Raw genomic sequence first — 20,015 nt, 5'->3', positions numbered from 1 at the left:
CTGTGATTCTTAAGACTAAAAAATGCGCTAATACAGAATTTAGTCATAAAAAAGCCGCTTGATAAGCGGCTTTTATGGCTGAGTAGGTATTCTATTTTTAGAAATTTGCGGAACGCGGAGTTCTTGGGAAAGGAATAACATCACGCACGTTAGCTACACCAGTTACATAAGAGACCAAACGTTCAAAACCAAGGCCAAATCCAGCATGTGGAACAGTGCCGTAACGACGTAAATCACGATACCAGCTCATGTGTTCAGGATCTAATCCCATTTCAATCATGCGAGCATCAAGCACATCCAAACGCTCTTCACGTTGTGAACCACCGATGATTTCGCCGATTCCAGGAGCAAGAACATCCATGGCGGCAACGGTTTTACCGTCATCGTTTAAGCGCATGTAAAACGCTTTAATGTCTTTAGGGTAGTTTTTAACGATAACGGGAGCTTTAAAGTGCTCTTCTGCTAAGAATCGCTCGTGCTCAGATGAAAGATCGATTCCCCATTCAACATCGAATTCAAACTTTTTGCCTGAGTCGATCAGGATTTGAACCGCGTCAGTGTAATCAACTTGAGCGAAATCAGAATCAACAAATTTTTCTAGACGAGTAATGGCTTCTTTATCGACACGTTGAGCGAAAAACTCTAGATCGTCACGACGCTCTTCTAGAACCGCCTTAAATACATACTTAAGCATATCCTCAGCGAGTTTAGCTGCATCGTTCAAATCGGCAAACGCAACTTCAGGTTCTACCATCCAAAACTCGGCAAGGTGACGACTTGTATTCGAGTTTTCAGCACGGAATGTTGGGCCAAATGTATAGACTTTACTTAATGCACAAGCGTAGGTTTCGGCATTTAACTGACCTGATACGGTTAAGAAGGTTTCTTTACCAAAAAAGTCTTCATTGTAATCAACGTCACCAGCTTCTGTACGAGGTAGGTTGTTCATATCCAATGTGGATACTCGGAACATTTCTCCTGCACCTTCAGCGTCAGATGCCGTAATTAATGGCGCTGAAAGCCACACATAACCTTGTTCGTGGTAAAAACGATGAATCGCTTGCGATAAACAGTTACGAACGCGGGCTACAGAACCAATGATGTTGGTACGTGGACGTAGGTGAGCTACTTCACGAAGGTATTCAATTGAATGGCGTGTTTTTGCCATTGGGTAGGTATCAGCATCTTCAACCCATCCCACAACCTTAACATTGGTCGCCGCCATTTCGAAATCTTGGCCTTTAGCTGGAGATTCAACGATGGTACCCGTGATTTCAACTGAGCATCCTGTCGTTAACTTAAGGACTTCGTCGTTGTAATTATTAAGGCTATTAGGGACTACTGCCTGAATGGGATCAAAACAAGAACCATCATAAATAGCAATAAAAGAGATTCCAGCTTTGGAATCACGACGTGAGCGAACCCAACCGCGAACAGTTACTTCACTGTCTACCGCTAACTTTCCACTCAATACGTCAACTACAGGCGCGTAAGTCATTTTAGTCTTCTTCTCCATAAAGGTGTTTTGCCCCAATTTCGGTGAAAATACTGTGGTAAACAAGGCCGAAAAGGGCATTAATGCAATTTTGAAAATAATTAGGCAACAGTTTACCTGTCAATTTTATCGCTTCAACCTTTAATCTAAATTTAGCCGTGATTTCTTTTCGATATCGAGTCAATTGTGGTTAATAGATAATCGGCAGATCTGAGTTGTGAGACAAATCCATATAAAATTCATGGTTACTTCAATCGAGGGTCGAGAAATATCAGGAATAACTATAGTATTATCAATAGTGATTTTTGATGATAAAAGCCGTTGCTTTTATGTATATCACCATATGGTTCGCCTTAATGGGAATTAAGGGACTAAACTTATTGGTATATTAATTGTCATACTGACAGCAGAGTCTTTAGCCTATTCGACATTAATGTTGCAAGGTTAGCGTTAAACTAAATGGAAGAAGAGGCACATACTGCATGAAGGATAAAGAAGAATACAAAGGCGTAAAAGCGGTCGCACTATTCGCTGTGGCGCGGGCGGCGTTGGCATTCTTGGCGTGTTATGGAATCTATGTGCTTGCCGGACAGAACATTCCGGAGCTGATTTATGACATCGCAGAAACAATAAATATTAGTCGAGAAAACCAGCACGTTACTAAGTTAGCTCTTAAAGCGGAAATGATCACACCGGGCAACTTGCAGGTTGTTATCGCCTTAGTATTCCTATATGGCTTAATAAGGATCGTTGAAGCGTATGGGTTGTGGAACCAATATCTTTGGACGGAATGGTTTTCGTTTATCAGTGGTAGTATTTATATTCCATTTGAACTTTATGAGTGTGTGACATCACCATCTATTCTTAGCTACGTTGTTTTGGCAATCAATTTAACCATTGTCGGATACTTATATTGGGTAATAAAAACAAGAAAGAAAAAGAAGCTATTAGCGGCTAATGAATATGTTACAGAACAATAGAATAACGCGCTGAAAGGCGCGTTATTGGTTTGAAGCATAAGATTACAGACTCTTAATTATCTCTTCAGCTTTACTCACTCCAAATGATTTTGCTGGTTCTACATTTAACGTGGTGACCACTCCGTTTTCAATGACCATAGCGTAACGCTGAGAACGCACACCGCCAAAAGTTGCAGTATCCATATCTAGACCAAGAGCTTTGGTAAAACTGGCATCTCCATCACCGAGCATCATTATTTCATCCGCGTTCTGGGCTTCTCCCCAAGATTTCATTACAAACGCATCATTGACTGAAATACATGCGATAAGATCCACGCCTTTGTCTTTTATTTGGTCGGCTAAAACTACGTAGCCAGGTAAGTGAGACTCAGAGCAAGTTGGAGTGTAAGCACCAGGAACCGCAAATAGCACCACTTTTTTCTCTGCAAATAACTCATTGAGATTATGGTTAGCCATGCCTTCTGTTGTCAGTTGGCTTACGGGAGTGGCAGGAATATTGTCGCCGATTTTAATCATTAGGTATCCTTACTATGTGGAAAGACGTTGTTGTAAAAGAATAGCCTTAATTCCGCTCTGTTAAAACGGAGCATTAGTAAGGCTTTTATTTATTTAGAGATTTACGAAAGCTTTTCAATTGGTTATCGTTAAAATGTCTTATTAAGTGGCTAGGATGGCCATAGTATTTTCAAAGGAAAGTGGTAGCGATGAGTATTCTTAAAAAAAATGGTGGTAAAGTTCTCAATATTGTCGAAGATCTTGGGTTGTTATTAATAGGTTTATTGACCGTAATAGCGATGATTTCTGAGGTGTTATTTATCATTGACCAGATGGCGGTAACGTTAGCCGATCTGCTTCTACTGTTTATCTATTTAGAAGTTCTTGCAATGGTGGGTTTGTATCTTAAATCGGGACGCTTACCTGTGAGAATGCCCCTTTATATTGTGATTGTTGCGTTAGCTCGATACATGGCGCTAGATATGAAGAACTTAGATACATGGAGAATGTTGGGACTATCGGGCGCGATATTAATTGTTGCGTTGGCTATTTTGGTTATTCGTTACGGTCATACTCGATTACCTTACGATAAGATCGGCAAAGATGTGTAATTCACGATATACGAATGTGACGTTGAAGTGAGTCGATGATTTGTGCTGTCGCTCCCCAAATTAAGTAATTTTGATAGGGGATTGCATAGATACTGTGGTTGCGATTTTTTCGTAAAATGCTTAACGATTTTATATTGTGGGGACTAAATAGGTACGAAGCGGGAACTTCAAATACCTCGGCAACTTCATTGTGGTCAATGTTGAGTTCATAATTCGAATCAATTATTCCAACAATTGGTGTCACTGAGAACCCGGTTACGGTTGTGATAGGCGGAAGTTGACCGACAACGTCGATCAGCTCATTTTCTATCCCAACCTCTTCATAAGTTTCACGAAGCGCAGTATCGCTCAGACTCAAATCGTACCCTTCGACTTTGCCTCCGGGAAAGCTAATTTGACCAGGGTGATGGCGCAAATGCTTTGCTCTTTGAGTCAAGATTATGTGGTAACCAGTATCACGCTCAACTAGACCAATCAATACCGCCGCATTCCGTAGGTTTTGATCACGATTGGGCAACTGATTACGATAGAGTTGTGGTTGAGACAGACTAAATTGACGAATAAAAGCGTGACGATTCCAGATCATTTTCCTACCTTTTCTTGATAACCATAACTTAGTATCGGCAGGATTCGGGATAACTTGTCAAAAGTTTCTTGATATTCGGCATCGACTTGACTGTCGGCAACGAGGCCGCCTCCAGCCCAAGCGTATAATCTTCCTTTATTCGCAACCAAGGTTCGTATGGTTATACTCGTATCGACTCGTCCATTCCGACATATATAGCCAATACTGCCACAGTAGACATTCCGACGATGAGGCTCGAGTTCTTCGATTATTTCCATGGCTCGAACTTTCGGTGCACCAGTAATAGAGCCCCCTGGAAAGCACGCCCGCAATAAATCGGTGGCTTGATAGCTAGGAGCCAATTCCGCACGAATAGTACTCACTAAGTGATGGACAGCGGGGAAGCTTTCAATATCAAATAGGCTAGGAACAGAGACAGAACCAGGCAAAGCGACCCGGCCAATATCATTGCGCAACAAGTCGACAATCATAAGGTTCTCAGCCTGATCTTTCTTAGCATTCTTTAGGTCTTCGACATGAGCTTCGTCTAGATGCGGGATATCACTTCTTGGTCTAGTTCCTTTAATTGGCTTCGTTTCTATAACTCGGTTATTTAGCCCAATAAAGCGTTCGGGAGAAACACTGAGAACCGCCCCTTGAGGAAGGCGGAGAAATGCAGAAAACGGCGCCTGATTAGAGGTCGCTAATTCCTGATAGGCTTTCCACTCACTACCGTGGTAATTCGCGATAAAACGCTGTGCTAAATTTACCTGATAACAGTCTCCTGATAAGAGGTAATGATGAATTTTAGCAAATTTTTTCTGGTAGCTTTGCGGCGTCATATTTGACGTCCAATCACTGGTCAACGCAAATTCTAATTCAATCGCTTCCTGATTGGATTGGATATGTCGGTCAATAAACTGCTTTGCGTTTGATAAATTCTCTCCAACTAACTGCGCAGTTTTAGATTGATGATCAATAACTATGGCCCAAGTATATATGCCAATCGCCATATCCGGCATATCTATATCATTTTCAGCAATAGTTGGGATACGTTCAACTCGGCGCCCCAAATCATAAGCGAAGTAACCTAAAGCTCCACCAGTAAACGGAAATTCCGAATCAATGGATGCAGAAGGGGTGAACTTGGCGGTTAACTGAGCAATAAGTTCAAAAGGGTCCGTTTGACTAGATTGTGTATCACCAGAGATATCAATCAGTGTATCTTCGCCAAAAGTGGTTAATGTTGCACATGGATTTGCAACAATAATATCGTATCGATTATCGACATGATCATCGGCCGCAGAGTGTAATAACATCGACCAGTCGAGAGATTGTAAACTATCGAAAAGTGAAGTTGCTAAGTCTTTCTGGTATTCCATTTCGACAATGGATAAATGTAAGTTTTTATTGTTAATCATTTGTTTAAAATGTGACAGAGAGTAAGCTGACTGCGTAGAATGATTGTAAAACCAAGAGTATCATAAAATACAAACATAAAGTTCTACGACGTATCGTTCATTATGGTTATTTTTGATGGAAGCGAAGTATTATATTCAATCTATAACGATAATAAACTACGGACAGTAGATCACACATTAAATGAGGCAAGCAATGACGGTAATTAAAAAGGAAGACGTAATCAGCAGTGTGGCTGATGCGCTTCAGTACATCTCCTATTATCATCCTCTCGATTTCGTTCAAGCTCTAGAAAAAGCCTACCACAAAGAAGAGAGTCAAGCGGCAAAAGATGCCATGGCCCAAATCTTAATTAACTCACGTATGTCCGCAGAAGGGCGTCGTCCTATCTGTCAGGATACGGGGATTGTTACCTGCTTCGTTAACATTGGTATGAATGTCCAATGGGAAGGCGATATGACAGTTCAAGAGATGGTAGATGAAGGGGTTCGTCAGGCGTATACCAATCCAGATAATCCACTTCGTGCATCGGTGTTAAAAGATCCTGCGGGTAAGCGTATCAATACTAAGGACAACACACCTGCGGTTGTTCATATTAATATGGTACCGGGAAACAGTGTTGAAATTCAGATTGCCGCGAAAGGTGGTGGCTCTGAAAACAAAACTAAGATGGTGATGCTCAATCCATCCGATGATATTGCTGAATGGGTAGAGAAAACCCTTCCATTAATGGGGGCGGGTTGGTGTCCTCCTGGCATGCTGGGTATTGGTATCGGCGGTACAGCAGAGAAAGCCGCTGTGTTAGCTAAAGAATCGTTAATGGAACATATTGATATCCAAGAGTTAATTGATCGTGGCCCATCAAATGCTGAAGAAGAATTACGTTTAGATATCTTTGAGCGTGTGAATAAATTGGGTATCGGTGCGCAAGGTTTAGGCGGTCTAACAACGGTTGTTGATGTAAAAATCAAGTCAGCGCCAACTCACGCAGCGTCTAAACCCGTTTGTTTAATTCCAAACTGTGCAGCGACACGTCACGTTCACTTCACTCTAGACGGATCTGGCCCTGCTGAATTAACACCACCAAAACTTGAAGATTGGCCAGATATCACTTGGGAAGCGGGCGCAAATACACGTCGCGCTAACTTAAATACCGTGACTCGCGAAGAAACACAAACTTGGCGTACCGGAGAGACTGTTCTACTTTCTGGTAAAATTTTAACTGGTCGTGATGCTGCACATAAACGAATTCAAACCATGTTAGCCAATGGTGAAAGTTTGCCAGATGGTGTGGATTTGAAAGATAAGTTTATCTATTACGTTGGTCCCGTCGATGCTGTTGGCGACGAAGTTGTTGGACCTGCTGGACCGACGACATCAACTCGTATGGACAAATTTACCGACCTTATGCTTGGCGAACAAGTCGGTATTATGGGCATGATTGGTAAAGCGGAACGTGGACCGGCGGCAGTAGAATCGATCAAGAAACATAAATCGGTTTATTTAATGGCCGTAGGCGGAGCTGCGTATCTAGTGGCTAAAGCGATTAAAAAAGCTCGCGTTGTTGCCTTTGAAGAACTCGGTATGGAAGCGATTTACGAGTTTGAAGTCGAAGATATGCCCGTTACGGTTGCAGTTGACTCAACTGGCGCCAATGCTCACCAAATTGGTCCTGACACATGGAAAGTTAAAATAATGGAAGCCAATAAGTAAGCAAGTCTTAGTAGTTAGCCACGTTTACTTTTTGCTGATAGAGCTGCCATTGAAACGGCAGCTCTTTGTTTTTTAGTATGTTATCCTCGGAAACAATCTACATACTTATTCAAGTTTCGAGTACTAACATGGTCAAATTTATTAAATTTTTACAACTTTGTTTTTTTACGTTATTCGCCGTAATGGTGGGATATGATTTCTTTCTTCAAGGGTTTGGGATATTAACAGAGCGCTATGTGTTACTAAGCGGAGCGTTCTTATTGCTTCTCGAACTCGCATTACTGGTGATCGTGAAATTAATCCAAGATGACGTGTAGCTGCTTTTATCATCGCCACTTTAAAATGAGAACGACGAACCACATATAAAGTTGATAACAAAGCACAACATTCAGCGCGTAAACTGTTTCTCGAAGGAGCCGTACCTCTTGATAGATTTGACTCACGAAATTTCAGACATATTAAACCGAACGGTAGATGGAAATATTAAGATTGCCGTTACTGGTTTATCACGTGCTGGTAAAACCGCATTTATTACATCGCTAGTGAATCAACTGCTACACACCTCAACCCATCAGAATTTGCCGTTTCTAAATGCTCAACGCGAACATCGCCTTATTGGAGCAAAACGGGTTTCTCAACAGAATATGTTGATCCCCAGTTTTAACTATGATGATGCGATGACTCAACTGCAATCCACACCTCCACAGTGGCCAGTGCCGACAAGAGATGTGAGTGAGATTAGATTGGCACTAAAATACCGCACGAATAGTCGCACCAAAGGTCTGTTTGGCAGAACAAAAACGCTATATCTTGATATTGTTGATTATCCTGGAGAGTGGTTATTAGACTTGCCAATGTTAAATCAAAGTTTTGAACAGTGGTCTCAGCAGCAATTCGATGCAATCAAAGGTGTCAGAAAAACACTCGCAAGTGATTGGCTTAGTCACTATAACGAACTCGATTTTACCCAAAATGTTGACGATGGGACATTGACTCGAGTTGCTGAGAGTTACACAGAATATCTGAATCAATGCAAAACGAGCGGTCTTCATTGGGCTCAGCCTGGGCGTTTTGTATTACCCGGAGAGCTTGCTGGAGCACCTGTGTTGCAGTTTTTCCCAGTACTGTTTGATAGAAAGGCATCTGAACAACAACGTGATTCAAGTTACCAAAAGCTTCGCAACCGTTATCAGGAATATCAATCTAAAGTCATCAAAGCGTTTTACGAGCAACATTTTTCGACCTTTGACCGTCAGATTGTACTCGTGGATTGCTTAACTCCATTAAACCACAGTGATGAAGCCTTTTCCGACATGCGTGATGCTTTAGAGCAGCTCTTGACCAGCTTCAAATATGGACGCACGGGACTACTCGGTCGTTTATTCTCGCCAAAAATTGATAAAGTGCTTTTTGCAGCGACGAAAGCTGATCATATTACGCCTGATCAACATGAGAACTTGGTATCGTTGTTAACTCAATTAGTCCACCCAGCTTGGCAGCAAGTTGCCTACCAAGATATTGAGTTAAGTTGCGCGAGTGTTGCGTCTATTAGAGCAACGAAATCAGGAAAGATAGAAGCAGATGGTGAGTCTCACTTTGCTCTTAGAGGCAGAACAGAGCAGGGGAACAGTATTACTCTTTATCCGGGCGATGTTCCTCCTAAGCTACCAGAACCAAGCTTTTGGAAAGATGAAAATAGCTTTAATTTTCGTTCGTTTATGCCTCCACACCTAAGTAATGATGAACCATTACCACATATAAGAATGGATAGTGTTCTCGATTTTCTATTGGGAGATAAATTACGATGAAAGATATAAAACGAGAACGAATATTTGAAGAACCAACGGATAATCAAAATGAAGCCATTGGCGATCCGTTTAAGGCGACTTCGTCGAAAGAGTTTGATTTAGCGGCAACCTTTGTCGAACAAGACTCTCTTGCTAGTGAAGCCGCTTTGAGTGATGTTGCATCCGTTATTCGCCCGAGTCGCACTCGGAAATGGGGCATTTCTCTACTTGCTGTAGGGTTTACTGGGCTATTGGCGTGGCAATTGACTGATTTAGTATTGGATGCAATTAACACCAAAAGTTGGTTGAGTCTGGGCTGGACGGGCTTTATTGCTGGTTTGTCAGTATTTGGTATAGCGAGATTGTTGAAAGAAGTGATAGCCTTAAGAAAGTTACGTTATCACTTTACATTGCAAGAACAAGCTGAAGCACTCATTAAGCAAAATAGTGTCGGCCATGCACAAGAGTTTTGTGAAAAACTCGCAACCAATGGCAAAGACGCGGTCGATAAGGTCAAGCTAGCGGAATGGAAAAACAAGCTGCACGGGGCTCATAGCGATGCGGAAGTATTCGATCTCTATGACAGTATTGTGATGAAGCAACAAGATGAGCTTGCACTTGAAACCATTTCGAAATATTCCAGTGAAAGCGCCGCTCTGGTGGCAATAAGTCCGCTCGCGATTGCCGACATGTTACTGGTTGCATGGCGAAACTTGAAAATGGTCGATGATCTTTCCGAGATTTATGGGGTATCTTTGGGCTATTGGGCGCGAATTCGTTTGTTTAAAAGCGTCCTGAAAAACATGGCATTTGCCGGTGTGACCGAATTGGCAATAGACAGTGGCATGGACATGTTATCGACCAGTTTAGCCAGTAAGTTGTCGGCACGAGCAGGGCAAGGTATTGGTGTGGGTATCTTAAATGCGAGGCTTGGTGTTCAAGCTCTAACATTACTTCGGCCATTACCCTGGTTTCCTGATCGCAACGTTAAATTAGGTCATGTGCGAAAACAGATTATTGGCCGTGTTAAGTCGTTAGTTACTGATACTACTAGCAATAAAAAATGAAGATTAGAATAACCCGTTCGTTAATCGGCTTTAGATTGATTATGCGGGTATTTTTATTAAATAAGCGATGAGATACCTTGACCTAGTTAAGGGCTTGATAGACACTACTGTCAACTTTACCTTACACCTAAGGATTGGTGGACGTGCGTCTAGAAGTTATATGCGAAGATCGTCTCGGATTAACCCGTGAACTACTTGATCTCCTAGCCAGCCGTAATATTGATTTACGAGGAATCGAAATTGATGTTGTCGGCATAATTTACCTCAACTGTCCTGACATCGATTTTGATACATTCAGCGAACTAATGACACAGATACGTCGAATTCAAGGGGTAAAAGACGTACGAAAAATCCAGTTTATGCCGATTGAGCGTCACAATACTGAATTGGTTTCACTCCTAAATAACTTACCCGATGCTGTACTCTCTATCGACCTAAAAGGTACGATTGATATGGCCAATAGTGCAGCTATAGCGTTGTTCAACAAATCGGAACAAGAGATTGTTGAACAGCCGATTTCAAATTTTGTTACCTCTTTTAATCTGACCGATTGGCTTGAAGGAAATCAAGCTCGCTTGCGTGAATATATTGTATTAGATGGGCTGGACTATCGTCTTGAAATCATGCCGGTTTATATTCAATCCGACAGCCATGAAAAAACACTCGCAAGCATTATGATGATCTTCCGTGCGAGTCAAGCACACGGCGAGGTTAACAGTCTATTGCCTTTGCATCATGATTTAGGGTTTGAGCACTTTGTTGGGGTATCCAACCGCCACAAGGCATTAATCAATCAAGCTAAAAAACTCGCGCTATTGGAACAGCCTTTATTGATAGAGGGCGATACGGGTACTGGCAAGGAAATGTTAGCCAAAGCGTGCCATAACCGTTCTGAACGCGCAAATGCACCATTCTTGGTTCTGAGCTGTGCATCGATGCCTGATGATGTGGCTGAAACGGAATTGTTTGGCCATGCTCCCGGGTCGTTTAATCATCAGCAAGGCCATAAAGGAATTTTCGAGCAAGCCGACGGTGGCACAGTATTTCTCGATGAAATCGGTGAGATGTCTCCGCATTTGCAGAGCAAGTTACTCCGCTTTCTACAAGACGGCTCATTTCGTCGTGTCGGTGAAGAACAGGAACTTCAGTTCAATGTTAGGGTCATTGCCTCTACTCGGCATGATCTTGCATTATTGGCCGAATCGGGACAGTTTCGTGAAGATCTCTATTACCGCCTTAATGTATTGACTCTTAAGATTCCCACATTAAAAGACCGACCGAGCGATATTCAACCTTTAGTCGAATTATTTGTTGCTAAGCACTGTAAAGTACTGGGGATGCTAAAACCCCAAATTAGTACCGAGCTATTTGAGCAACTGGCGTATTACCCTTGGCCAGGCAACATTCGTCAGTTGGAGAACTCGGTACTCAGAGCATTAACTGAAGTCGATGACCAAGCGATGAATATTGAGCATTTTCAATTACCGAGCGTAGAAAGTGAGGCCGCTGCTGCATTGCAGTTAAACTTGGAAGGTACACTCGACACAATCATGAGTGATTATGAGTCAAAAATATTGGATAAGCTGTATCAATCTTTTCCGTCGAGTCGAAAACTCGCGAAACGATTGGGGGTTTCTCATACTTCAATCGCCAATAAACTGCGTGATTATGGCATCAATAAGTCTTAGTCTCGAGTTAGAACACAATTTATCGATAAATGGTAAAGAGGTTTAACGTAAGATGACCGCTGGGCATGTCTATTTAACCGATGGTAATGTAATCGTTCGTGATGCGCGTTTGGATGATGCATCGAGAATTAGTAGTTATTTTATTACCAATCGAGACCACTTAAAACCTTGGGAACCAGAACGAGAAAGGGTTTTTTATAGCCCTGCGTCATGGTCGCAACGCTTAATTAAGTTAGCTGAATTACATAAAATAGGCTTGGGTTTTTACCTGCTTGTGTTTGTTGACAATAAGATGGTCGGGACCATTTCATTCAGTCAATTAGTCCGTTTTCCTGTTTATTCATGCAATGTTGGATACTCTTTGGCTGCTGCTGCAGTTGGAAAAGGTATCATGACCGCAGCTTTAAAATTGGCGTGTGAGTATATGTTCGAAGAACAACATATGCATAGAATCAATGCTGCTTATATGCCGAGAAACAAACGCAGTTCAAATGTGTTACATCGTAACGGGTTCGTTGAAGAAGGATTTGCAAAAGAATATTTATTAATTAATGGGAAATGGGAAGACCATAATTTAACCGCATTAATTAACCCAAATTGGAAACCAAACGAGGAATAACGTTTGAACAAAAATTTAGAAAAACAACTCGAGTTGGTGATGGAGCTGGATCAGCTTAAATCAGTTTTACGCCGTACTAGAGTGAAATCTGCACGCGGACGTGAAGAGAACAGCGCTGAACACAGTTGGCACGTTGCATTGATGGCTGTGTTATTGGAAGAGCATGCCAATCGTCCCGTAGAGATAGCGCGCGTAGTTAAGATGTTACTGATTCATGATGTAGTAGAAATTGATGCAGGTGATACATTTGTTTACGATGTTGTTGCGTCGGCAACTCAAGAAGACGAAGAACTAAAGGCCGCGAAACGCTTGTTCGGAATGTTACCTCAAGAACAAGGTGAGGAGCTATACCAACTTTGGCTAGAGTTCGAAGCCGCAGCAACGGCGGATGCACAGTTTGCCAAAGCACTTGATCGTTTAGTGCCAATGTTGCTCAATTATCACAACCAAGGTCAAAGTTGGAAAGAACATGGTATTCATCGTGATCAAGTGATTGCAGTGAATCAACGAATTGAAGTTGGTTCGCAAACGTTGTGGGAATACGCACAAAAGATCATCGGTGACGCAGTCAAAAACGGCTGGTTAAAATCTTAGGAGATAGGTTTGGCTTATATATCACTTGAAGAATATTCACGGAAGTGGATATTCACCCATGCTTCAATGCCATTGCCACCAGAAGCATTAGAACAAATAAAACCGATGTCTCAACAACGCGCGAGTTTGTTTTGGAAAGAGAATGTCAGTGATTCAAGCCCTGATGCTGAAAGGTTAGCTCAATCGGATTGGCCGATGAAATTGGCCAACTGGTCAAATGAAGTCAACTGGATGCAGGAGTGGGAAGGGGACGATGCAGCATTGCCTTTGGCGGTTTTAGAACACATAAACTGGCAGGATGATGTGACGGTCTATTTCTGTTATGAAAAATACAACGTCATTGAAACCAAATGGAAAGTATTTAAGCAACATTGGAAGAACTTTCTATTTTATGACGATGGGCCAATATTGATTGCTCGGCGTCGTAATGAAGCGCTTTGGTTTCATGATAATGGTTCGGTGAAAATTGGTTTTCGAAATAAAGAAGCGTAATGAAGAACGCTTGAAATAGGTAGGTCAATCGTTTACTCGGTTGGCTTACTGGGTTCTTCTATTTGATATAGCTGCTTCTCAACGTCATGCTCTTCTTCACAAACCGTTTCACAATTACACAACCTATCTACATCTACATTTGCCAACCCACCACAGCTGCCCTGTATTGCTTTGCGCTTCATCATTACGCCAATAGCCATTAAAGCCATCACAATTAGAAAAAATAGAAACGTATAAAGTAATGTCATCGCTAACCTACAAGAAATCAATTTCGATTTATAGATAATAGCATATGCAATTTATAAAGTCGAAAGAGGTTATATTTTAAGGAAACTCGACTTACTTTGCTAGAAAATCTAACGTTGCTCTCAGTTGTTAACTGGCTATTTTGATAATTTATCGGAATTAATGTAAACGTTACCATTGATAGCATCGTACTATTAACTTTTCGTTCTACACTCGGATTCATCTATTCTAATAAGTCACCACAAAAGGTCATTCATCGATGAAAGATTTCAGCTCCATCATTGCCGCAAGAGATTGGGAAAATCAGAATGTTACTCAACGAAACGCGATTAACGCGCACGCTGTTTATCATGGTTACTGTGATGAAGTAGAAGCGTTGCAAAATGATACCTTGAGTAAAACGGCAAGTAATCAAATCAGTTTAAATGGCGAATGGAAATTTAAGTTGTTTGATCAGCCAGAATCCGTGGTAGCTGAACAGGTAAGTAGAGAGTGTGATGACAGCGGATGGGAATCTATTACGGTACCAAGCAATTGGCAACTTCAAGGCTTTGATCATCCGATTTATACCAATATAAAATACCCCTTTGCTGATACGCCACCAATGGTACCATCTCAGAACCCAACAGGGGTCTATCGGCATAAATTCAAATATAAGTTCCAACAAGGGAGTGACATTGTCACGTTTGAAGGAGTGAATTCAGCATTCCATCTCTGGTGTAATGGTGAATGGGTAGGGTATGGTCAAGACAGTCGCTTACCAACCGAATTCGACCTAAACTCATTTCTTGTTGATGGAGAAAACCAAATCACCTTGATGGTCATGCGTTGGTCGGACGGTTCATATTTAGAAGATCAAGATATGTGGTGGCTCAGCGGAATATTTCGTGATGTTACCCTAACGCATAAAGCACCATCGTATTTGTTTGATATTGATATTAAAACAGACCTAGATGCGTTGTATCGAGATGCGCAGTTAAAGGTTGAAACACATATTGCCAATGTGAGTGATAAGCACAGAGTCGAAGTCAGTTTATACGACAGGGCTGGAAACACGATCATTGAACCTGTGTCAGCAATGCCCAACACTCGCTACGTCGATGAAAAAGGGCGTTGGGCAGACAAAGCCTTTCACGATATTCGCGTGGCAAACCCTTCAAAATGGAGTGCGGAGTCCCCTAGCTTATACCGCATCGTGATTGCCCTAAAAGACGGTCAAGGAAATACTCTGGATTGTGAAGCTTACAATATAGGTTTTCGCAACGTTGAAATTACGAGTGGTTTGCTCACTTTAAATGGTAAGCCGCTACTGATTCGCGGCGTCAATCGTCACGAACATCATCCTGAGCTTGGTCACGCGGTGGATCGAGATTCTATGATTGCTGATATCAAATTGATGAAACAGTTCAACTTTAATGCCGTTCGTACCGCGCACTATCCAAATCAGTCTTTGTGGTATGAGTTGTGCGATGAATATGGTCTCTATGTTGTTGATGAAGCCAATATTGAAACTCATGGTCAGTTTCCAATGTCCCGACTATCCAATGACACCAGTTGGTTACATGCTTATAGCGAGCGAGTAACTAGAATGGTCGAAAGAGACAAGAATCACCCTTCAATTATTATTTGGTCACTGGGGAACGAATCGGGAATTGGAAGCAATCATCACGCTTTATACCAATGGATTAAACAGCGCGATCCATCTCGACCTGTACAATATGAAGGGGGAGGTTCGGCTACCGCTGCTACCGATATCATCGCACCGATGTATGCCCGAGTAGAAACTGACCAACTTTTGCCCGACGCGCCCGATGTGGTGCCAAAAATCGCGATCAAAAAGTGGATATCACTACCTGACGAAACTCGACCATTGATTCTGTGTGAATATGCGCACGCAATGGGAAATAGTCTCGGTAGCTTTGAAGACTATTGGCAAGCGTTTCGTGAGTATCCTCGGCTTCAAGGTGGATTTATCTGGGATTGGGTTGACCAAGGAATTACCAAGACCGACGAAAACGGTCAAAAATATTGGGCATATGGGGGTGACTTTGGCGATGAAATCAACGATCGACAGTTTTGTATCAATGGTTTGATTTTTCCAGATCGAACGCCGCATCCAACACTATATGAAGCGAAGCAATGTCAGCAGTTTCATCAAATTGAGTTAGTGGCGCCGGATCCTTTTACCGTCTCGATTACCAGCGAATATCTATTTACTGATTCGATTGATGAACAAGTGCGTTGGCGTCTACTTGAGAATGGGCATGAATTATCATCGATTAGTCTTGATTTAGAACTTTCGGCACAACAAACGATCATCTTAAACGTTCCCGATTTTAATTGTACCTATGTGGCAGGCAAAGAGTATTTTGTTGAAGTTAGTGTGATAAAAAGTGTCGCGACGAATTGGAGCGAAGCTGGGCATATTATCTCACAACAGCAATTTCCATATAGCAAAGTTGAAAGGCTTCAAGCACCAATACCAAAATTGGCAACAGAATCGTTTGAGGTTGTAAAAAATAACACTTCTCTGACAGTTATAAATGCTCGCCAGAAGGTTATATTCTCTACTTCAACCGGACGAATTGAACAGTGGACAGTCAACGGCGAACCACAACTCGCATCTCCAATTCATGATAACTTCTATCGAGCACCTCTCGATAACGATATCGGCACCAGTGAAGCCAATTTTCTCGATCCTAATTCATGGATCGCCGTTTGGTCGAACGCTGGTATTGGCGATTGGCAACATCAAGGTAAACTGTTAACTCATTACGTTACACCTTTTGCCGTAAAAGTAGTGAGTGAACATCATTATCACTTTGAATCTGAACTTATGCTGGTTACCCAGTGGGAAACGACGATTGAAGCAAGTGGTGATGTCAGCTTTGATATTCGAGTCTTGCCGGCGTCATCGCTGCCTTCACTGCCGCGTGTAGGGATTGAATTAGGATTGAACCGCCAACCTGAGTCTGTCAATTGGTATGGTCGTGGTCCCCATGAAAATTACCCTGACCGCAAAGCATCAGCACAGATCGGAAATTACACGGTATCATTAAGTGAAATGCATACCCCTTACATATTCCCTACGGATAATGGTCTGCGTTGTGATGTTCGTTGGAGTTCTATTGGGAAATTAATGGTCAGTGGAATACATCAATTACAGGTGAGTCGTTACAGTCTCGATAACCTAACTCACGCTAACCACACCAACGAGCTTATTGACGACGGAATTTGTTGGGTGAGGCTAGATCACTGTCACATGGGCGTTGGTGGTGACGATTCATGGACTCCTAGTGTTCACGAAGAGTTTCGCTTGAAGAGTAAAGAATATCGTTATCAATTAACATTGAATATGAGTATATAACTCTCAATTTATGTAAGTCACACAGGGAGCTTTGCAGTTTTCTGATAATATGGTGAGCTTGGATAGGTTAAGAGTTATTAAACTAGTTTGGATAAATTCATGAAACTACGGAAAATTATTATTGGTGCGCTAATCGCAAGTTGTAGTGCAATCGTAAATGCTGAAGTGACAATAAAAACCGATGACACAGTCAGTATCCTTTCAGTGAATGCGAGTTCCCCAGACATAACCAGTAAAGGGTTTTTGTCATCGGAGCGTACGGTTAATTTACCCGATGGTGTCAGTCAAATTGTATTTAAATATGAACCTTACTTTGACGCTGAGGTAGATGGTCAAGAACGAACGGTGACAGTATCAAGTAAAGCCATTATTGCACGTTTTGAAGCGACTAATACCGAGCTAACGTTTGATTTTCCTAGCTATAAAAATGTCGATCAAGCCGAAGCCGATATTGAAAACCTTCACTGGTCTCTGAATGATAAAAGTGGTGCACCAATTGCCGTTGTCGAAGATGTGTTGATTAAAGGTGGTGTTCAAGTCTCAAGAAACTATAGTCGTGAAGCAGAAGATTATAATCGGAAAGGTCGTGGCGTTGCAGTGATTGCCCCTTTTGGTAGTAGCTCGACTGTTGTTGCTCCAGCCCCAGGAACATTAACAACGACAAATGTTGCGTTAGATAACGCTACAACCTCTCAGAGCAGTAGTACTCCCGAAAACGGGAATACTGCAGAAGAGATGTTGCTATTCTGGTATCACAAAGCTGATGCGCAAACTCAAGCGCGCTTTAGAGAATATGTGAATCAATAAATCCCGAAAAGTTAACGCAACTCTCCTTTAAACACATGTTGGCAATTATGTACCAACATGTGTTCAGTCTATCGAAAAAATAGTCGGTTTTAGTCAATCAATAACGGTGAATAGCTTTACTCCCTTCTTTTAATTTTCCTTTAATATTGTCAACAATGTCACTTCGTGAGATTTAACTTATAAGACTTTAGGTGCGATATTTCCCCTTATTACACTAATTCAGCTAGTTTTGCTTTAGACCTTAGTCTAGATTGTCGACAATTGTATTGATTGTCGACAATCTAACCGATTATGCTTGTTGTACGCATTGAGGACAGGTACCAAATATGATGGGCGAATTGAAACCAATAAAAAAACAAAGAAACCAGGAAAGTGAAAAAGAGAACACCAAATCGGAACATCTTACCGAATACTTAGTCGATGCCATCGTTCAAGGAGAAATTCCTTCTGGTAGTAAAATCTCTGAACCGGAGCTAGCAAAGCGTCTTGCTGTAAGTCGTGGCCCATTGCGAGAAGCGTTAATGAGACTAGAAGGGTTGGGGTTAATCGAAAGAATTCCACATGTTGGCGCTCGTGTTATTGAGCTCACCAGTGAAAAATTAATCGAGCTTTACTCGGTACGTGAAGCATTAGAAGGAATGGCAGCACGGTTAGCTGCAAAGAACATCTCCGATGAACAATTAGCGGAGTTAACGCAACTACTGCAATCGCACCGCGAACACCTTAATCAAAATGGAGGAAAACGCTACTTGCAACAAGATGGCAATTTCGACTTCCATTACTTGGTTATAAAAGCAAGCGGCAACCAACATCTTATCACTTTGCTATGTGACGAACTCTACCAGCAGTTGCGAATGTTTCGCTATCAATCTCCACGAGCGGTAACCGATCCCCAAGAAGCACTTCGAGAGCATGAAAATATACTTCATGCCATTTCTCAACACGATCAAGAGTTAGCTGAAATGCTCATGCGTCGTCATATCGCGGCAAGCAGAAAATTGATTGAACTTGATTTAAACAATGAATCCTCTAATTAGGAGAAGGTGATGTCAGTGACTCCCGGACAAAAATTTAGACAGGCAATTGTCGACAATAACCCGCTACAAATTGTCGGTGCGATTAATCCCTATTGCGCAATGATGGCAGAACAACTGGGCCATAACGCTATATACCTTTCTGGTGGCGGTATCGCCAATGCGTCATACGGATTACCCGATTTAGGAATCACCACGTTGAATGATGTGGTAGCCGATGTTGATAGAGTAACTAATGCGTCGACGTTGCCACTTCTAGTTGATATCGACACGGGTTTTGGTGGTGCATTTAACATTGCTCGTACCATTAGAATGATGGAGAAAGCGGGCGCCGCAGCGGTTCATATGGAAGATCAAGTTGCTCAAAAACGATGTGGCCACCGACCAAACAAAGCCGTAGTCAGTACTCAAGAGATGTGTGATCGCATCAGAGCTGCTGTTGATGCAAGACACGATGACAGTTTCGTTATGATGGCTCGAACGGACGCTCTCGCAATTGAAGGCATAGATAAAGCGATAGAGCGAGCAGTTGCTTATGTCGAGGCAGGTGCTGATATGGTTTTTCCTGAAGCGATTAATCAACTCGAGCAATATCAACAATTCAAGGAAGCACTTGATTCCGCTATTGGTCGTCCAGTGCCAATTCTTGCCAATATTACCGAATTTGGACAAACACCTTTGTATTCATCAACGGAACTAGCCAGAGTTGGTGTTGATATGGTGCTTTATCCATTGAGTGCGTTTCGAGCCATGAATCGAGCGGCTGAACAGGTTTATCAATCATTACTAAGTGAAGGACATCAACGTGACGTTGTTGACCAAATGCAAACGCGATCAGAGCTCTACGAATATCTCAACTATCACCAATATGAGGATAAGCTTGATCAGTTATACAAATCTTAACTAGCTCGACGAACTGACAAAAATAGTTCAAATACATCTAATAACGTGAATCGATCAACGCGACTTTGCCCATAGAGGCTCGTCCAAAGAGGCGACGACAATCAGTCACTTAAGCGCAGCGATCAAAAGGAGA

The 20,015-nt window shown here is 42.0% G+C and carries 19 protein-coding genes; 14 read left to right on the top strand and 5 right to left on the bottom strand.

Features of this window, described 5'->3' with window-relative positions:
• Positions 1–97 precede the first annotated feature (97 nt).
• Positions 98–1,498: an asparagine--tRNA ligase gene (gene asnS / locus ACWU4D_RS03025; RefSeq protein WP_456049895.1), complete on the bottom strand. Its 1,401-nt coding sequence runs from the start codon at positions 1,496–1,498 to the stop codon at positions 98–100.
• A gap of 479 nt (positions 1,499–1,977) precedes the next feature.
• Here asnS and ACWU4D_RS03020 point away from each other — a divergent pair, with 479 nt between their 5' ends.
• Positions 1,978–2,475 carry a DUF2127 domain-containing protein gene (locus ACWU4D_RS03020; protein ID WP_456049894.1) on the top strand — a complete coding sequence of 166 codons (498 nt, stop codon included), beginning with the start codon at positions 1,978–1,980 and terminating at the stop codon, positions 2,473–2,475.
• 42 nt (positions 2,476–2,517) lie between these two features.
• Here the strand turns inward: ACWU4D_RS03020 and ACWU4D_RS03015 are convergent, their stop codons facing one another.
• Entirely contained in the window at positions 2,518–2,991 is a 474-nt protein-coding gene (locus ACWU4D_RS03015; protein ID WP_456049893.1) for a redoxin family protein, read from the bottom strand.
• A gap of 188 nt (positions 2,992–3,179) precedes the next feature.
• On the opposite strand from ACWU4D_RS03015, the gene ACWU4D_RS03010 reads away from it, so the two are divergent.
• Positions 3,180–3,581, top strand: coding sequence for a phosphate-starvation-inducible protein PsiE (locus tag ACWU4D_RS03010; RefSeq protein WP_456049892.1), 402 nt, complete (start codon positions 3,180–3,182; stop codon positions 3,579–3,581).
• A 1-nt stretch (position 3,582) separates the two neighbouring features.
• On the opposite strand, the gene ACWU4D_RS03005 is transcribed toward ACWU4D_RS03010, so the two are convergent.
• Both ACWU4D_RS03005 and pabB read right to left on the bottom strand, forming a co-directional pair.
• Positions 3,583–4,167 carry a CoA pyrophosphatase gene (locus ACWU4D_RS03005; RefSeq protein ID WP_456049891.1) on the bottom strand — a complete coding sequence of 195 codons (585 nt, stop codon included), beginning with the start codon at positions 4,165–4,167 and terminating at the stop codon, positions 3,583–3,585.
• A complete protein-coding gene (pabB, locus tag ACWU4D_RS03000; protein WP_456049890.1) occupies positions 4,164–5,567 on the bottom strand; it encodes an aminodeoxychorismate synthase component I in 1,404 nt (467 codons plus the stop codon). The genes ACWU4D_RS03005 and pabB overlap by 4 nt, the downstream gene beginning before the upstream one ends.
• A gap of 193 nt (positions 5,568–5,760) precedes the next feature.
• Here pabB and ACWU4D_RS02995 point away from each other — a divergent pair, with 193 nt between their 5' ends.
• The 8 genes from ACWU4D_RS02995 to ACWU4D_RS02960 all read left to right on the top strand — a co-directional run bounded on the left by ACWU4D_RS02995 (position 5,761) and on the right by ACWU4D_RS02960 (position 13,525).
• Positions 5,761–7,278 carry a fumarate hydratase gene (locus tag ACWU4D_RS02995; protein WP_456049889.1) on the top strand — a complete coding sequence of 506 codons (1,518 nt, stop codon included), beginning with the start codon at positions 5,761–5,763 and terminating at the stop codon, positions 7,276–7,278.
• A gap of 128 nt (positions 7,279–7,406) precedes the next feature.
• Positions 7,407–7,595: a hypothetical protein gene (locus ACWU4D_RS02990; protein ID WP_456049888.1), complete on the top strand. Its 189-nt coding sequence runs from the start codon at positions 7,407–7,409 to the stop codon at positions 7,593–7,595.
• Positions 7,596–7,703: 108 nt separating this feature from the next.
• On the top strand, positions 7,704–9,086 hold the full coding sequence (locus ACWU4D_RS02985) for a YcjX family protein (protein ID WP_456049887.1): 1,383 nt from the start codon (positions 7,704–7,706) through the stop codon (positions 9,084–9,086).
• Complete coding sequence (locus ACWU4D_RS02980; RefSeq protein ID WP_456049886.1) at positions 9,083–10,132, top strand: YcjF family protein; 1,050 nt, start codon at positions 9,083–9,085, stop codon at positions 10,130–10,132. Before ACWU4D_RS02985 ends, ACWU4D_RS02980 begins: the two co-directional genes overlap by 4 nt.
• 143 nt (positions 10,133–10,275) lie before the next feature.
• Positions 10,276–11,820, top strand: a complete 1,545-nt coding sequence (tyrR, locus tag ACWU4D_RS02975) for a transcriptional regulator TyrR (protein ID WP_456049885.1) — start codon at positions 10,276–10,278, stop codon at positions 11,818–11,820.
• A 52-nt stretch (positions 11,821–11,872) separates the two neighbouring features.
• Positions 11,873–12,439, top strand: coding sequence for a GNAT family N-acetyltransferase (locus ACWU4D_RS02970; protein ID WP_456049884.1), 567 nt, complete (start codon positions 11,873–11,875; stop codon positions 12,437–12,439).
• Between the two features lie 39 nt (positions 12,440–12,478).
• Positions 12,479–13,033, top strand: a complete 555-nt coding sequence (locus ACWU4D_RS02965; RefSeq protein WP_456049980.1) for an HD domain-containing protein — start codon at positions 12,479–12,481, stop codon at positions 13,031–13,033.
• A 9-nt stretch (positions 13,034–13,042) separates the two neighbouring features.
• Positions 13,043–13,525 carry a DUF2947 domain-containing protein gene (locus tag ACWU4D_RS02960; protein ID WP_456049883.1) on the top strand — a complete coding sequence of 161 codons (483 nt, stop codon included), beginning with the start codon at positions 13,043–13,045 and terminating at the stop codon, positions 13,523–13,525.
• 32 nt (positions 13,526–13,557) lie between these two features.
• On the opposite strand, the gene nqrM is transcribed toward ACWU4D_RS02960, so the two are convergent.
• Positions 13,558–13,773, bottom strand: coding sequence for a (Na+)-NQR maturation NqrM (gene nqrM / locus ACWU4D_RS02955; protein ID WP_456049882.1), 216 nt, complete (start codon positions 13,771–13,773; stop codon positions 13,558–13,560).
• A 257-nt stretch (positions 13,774–14,030) separates the two neighbouring features.
• On the opposite strand from nqrM, the gene ACWU4D_RS02950 reads away from it, so the two are divergent.
• From ACWU4D_RS02950 to prpB, 4 genes are all read left to right on the top strand, one after another.
• Positions 14,031–17,138 (top strand): beta-galactosidase, encoded by a 3,108-nt coding sequence (locus ACWU4D_RS02950; protein WP_456049881.1) that lies wholly within the window; start codon positions 14,031–14,033, stop codon positions 17,136–17,138.
• A gap of 99 nt (positions 17,139–17,237) precedes the next feature.
• Positions 17,238–17,945 (top strand): DUF2057 family protein, encoded by a 708-nt coding sequence (locus tag ACWU4D_RS02945; RefSeq protein WP_456049880.1) that lies wholly within the window; start codon positions 17,238–17,240, stop codon positions 17,943–17,945.
• Between the two features lie 326 nt (positions 17,946–18,271).
• The gene (locus tag ACWU4D_RS02940; protein ID WP_456049879.1) at positions 18,272–18,982 is read left to right on the top strand and encodes a GntR family transcriptional regulator; all 711 of its coding nucleotides are present in this window, start codon (positions 18,272–18,274) and stop codon (positions 18,980–18,982) included.
• 9 nt (positions 18,983–18,991) lie between these two features.
• On the top strand, positions 18,992–19,882 hold the full coding sequence (gene prpB, locus ACWU4D_RS02935) for a methylisocitrate lyase (protein ID WP_456049878.1): 891 nt from the start codon (positions 18,992–18,994) through the stop codon (positions 19,880–19,882).
• Positions 19,883–20,015 lie beyond the last annotated feature (133 nt).

Source organism: Vibrio phycocola (assembly GCF_053850235.1).
The sequence above is the reverse complement of the archived record's forward strand: the minus strand, read 5'-3'. Positions and strand labels throughout refer to the sequence as shown.

Coding starts and splice junctions, on each gene's coding strand:
- asnS (WP_456049895.1), bottom strand. CDS start 1,498: ATGACTTACGCGCCTGTAGTTGACGTATTGAGTGGAAAGTTAGCGGTA.
- ACWU4D_RS03020 (WP_456049894.1), top strand. CDS start 1,978: ATGAAGGATAAAGAAGAATACAAAGGCGTAAAAGCGGTCGCACTATTC.
- ACWU4D_RS03015 (WP_456049893.1), bottom strand. CDS start 2,991: ATGATTAAAATCGGCGACAATATTCCTGCCACTCCCGTAAGCCAACTG.
- ACWU4D_RS03010 (WP_456049892.1), top strand. CDS start 3,180: ATGAGTATTCTTAAAAAAAATGGTGGTAAAGTTCTCAATATTGTCGAA.
- ACWU4D_RS03005 (WP_456049891.1), bottom strand. CDS start 4,167: ATGATCTGGAATCGTCACGCTTTTATTCGTCAATTTAGTCTGTCTCAA.
- pabB (WP_456049890.1), bottom strand. CDS start 5,567: ATGATTAACAATAAAAACTTACATTTATCCATTGTCGAAATGGAATAC.
- ACWU4D_RS02995 (WP_456049889.1), top strand. CDS start 5,761: ATGACGGTAATTAAAAAGGAAGACGTAATCAGCAGTGTGGCTGATGCG.
- ACWU4D_RS02990 (WP_456049888.1), top strand. CDS start 7,407: ATGGTCAAATTTATTAAATTTTTACAACTTTGTTTTTTTACGTTATTC.
- ACWU4D_RS02980 (WP_456049886.1), top strand. CDS start 9,083: ATGAAAGATATAAAACGAGAACGAATATTTGAAGAACCAACGGATAAT.
- ACWU4D_RS02970 (WP_456049884.1), top strand. CDS start 11,873: ATGACCGCTGGGCATGTCTATTTAACCGATGGTAATGTAATCGTTCGT.
- ACWU4D_RS02965 (WP_456049980.1), top strand. CDS start 12,479: ATGGAGCTGGATCAGCTTAAATCAGTTTTACGCCGTACTAGAGTGAAA.
- nqrM (WP_456049882.1), bottom strand. CDS start 13,773: ATGACATTACTTTATACGTTTCTATTTTTTCTAATTGTGATGGCTTTA.
- ACWU4D_RS02950 (WP_456049881.1), top strand. CDS start 14,031: ATGAAAGATTTCAGCTCCATCATTGCCGCAAGAGATTGGGAAAATCAG.
- ACWU4D_RS02945 (WP_456049880.1), top strand. CDS start 17,238: ATGAAACTACGGAAAATTATTATTGGTGCGCTAATCGCAAGTTGTAGT.
- ACWU4D_RS02940 (WP_456049879.1), top strand. CDS start 18,272: ATGATGGGCGAATTGAAACCAATAAAAAAACAAAGAAACCAGGAAAGT.
- prpB (WP_456049878.1), top strand. CDS start 18,992: ATGTCAGTGACTCCCGGACAAAAATTTAGACAGGCAATTGTCGACAAT.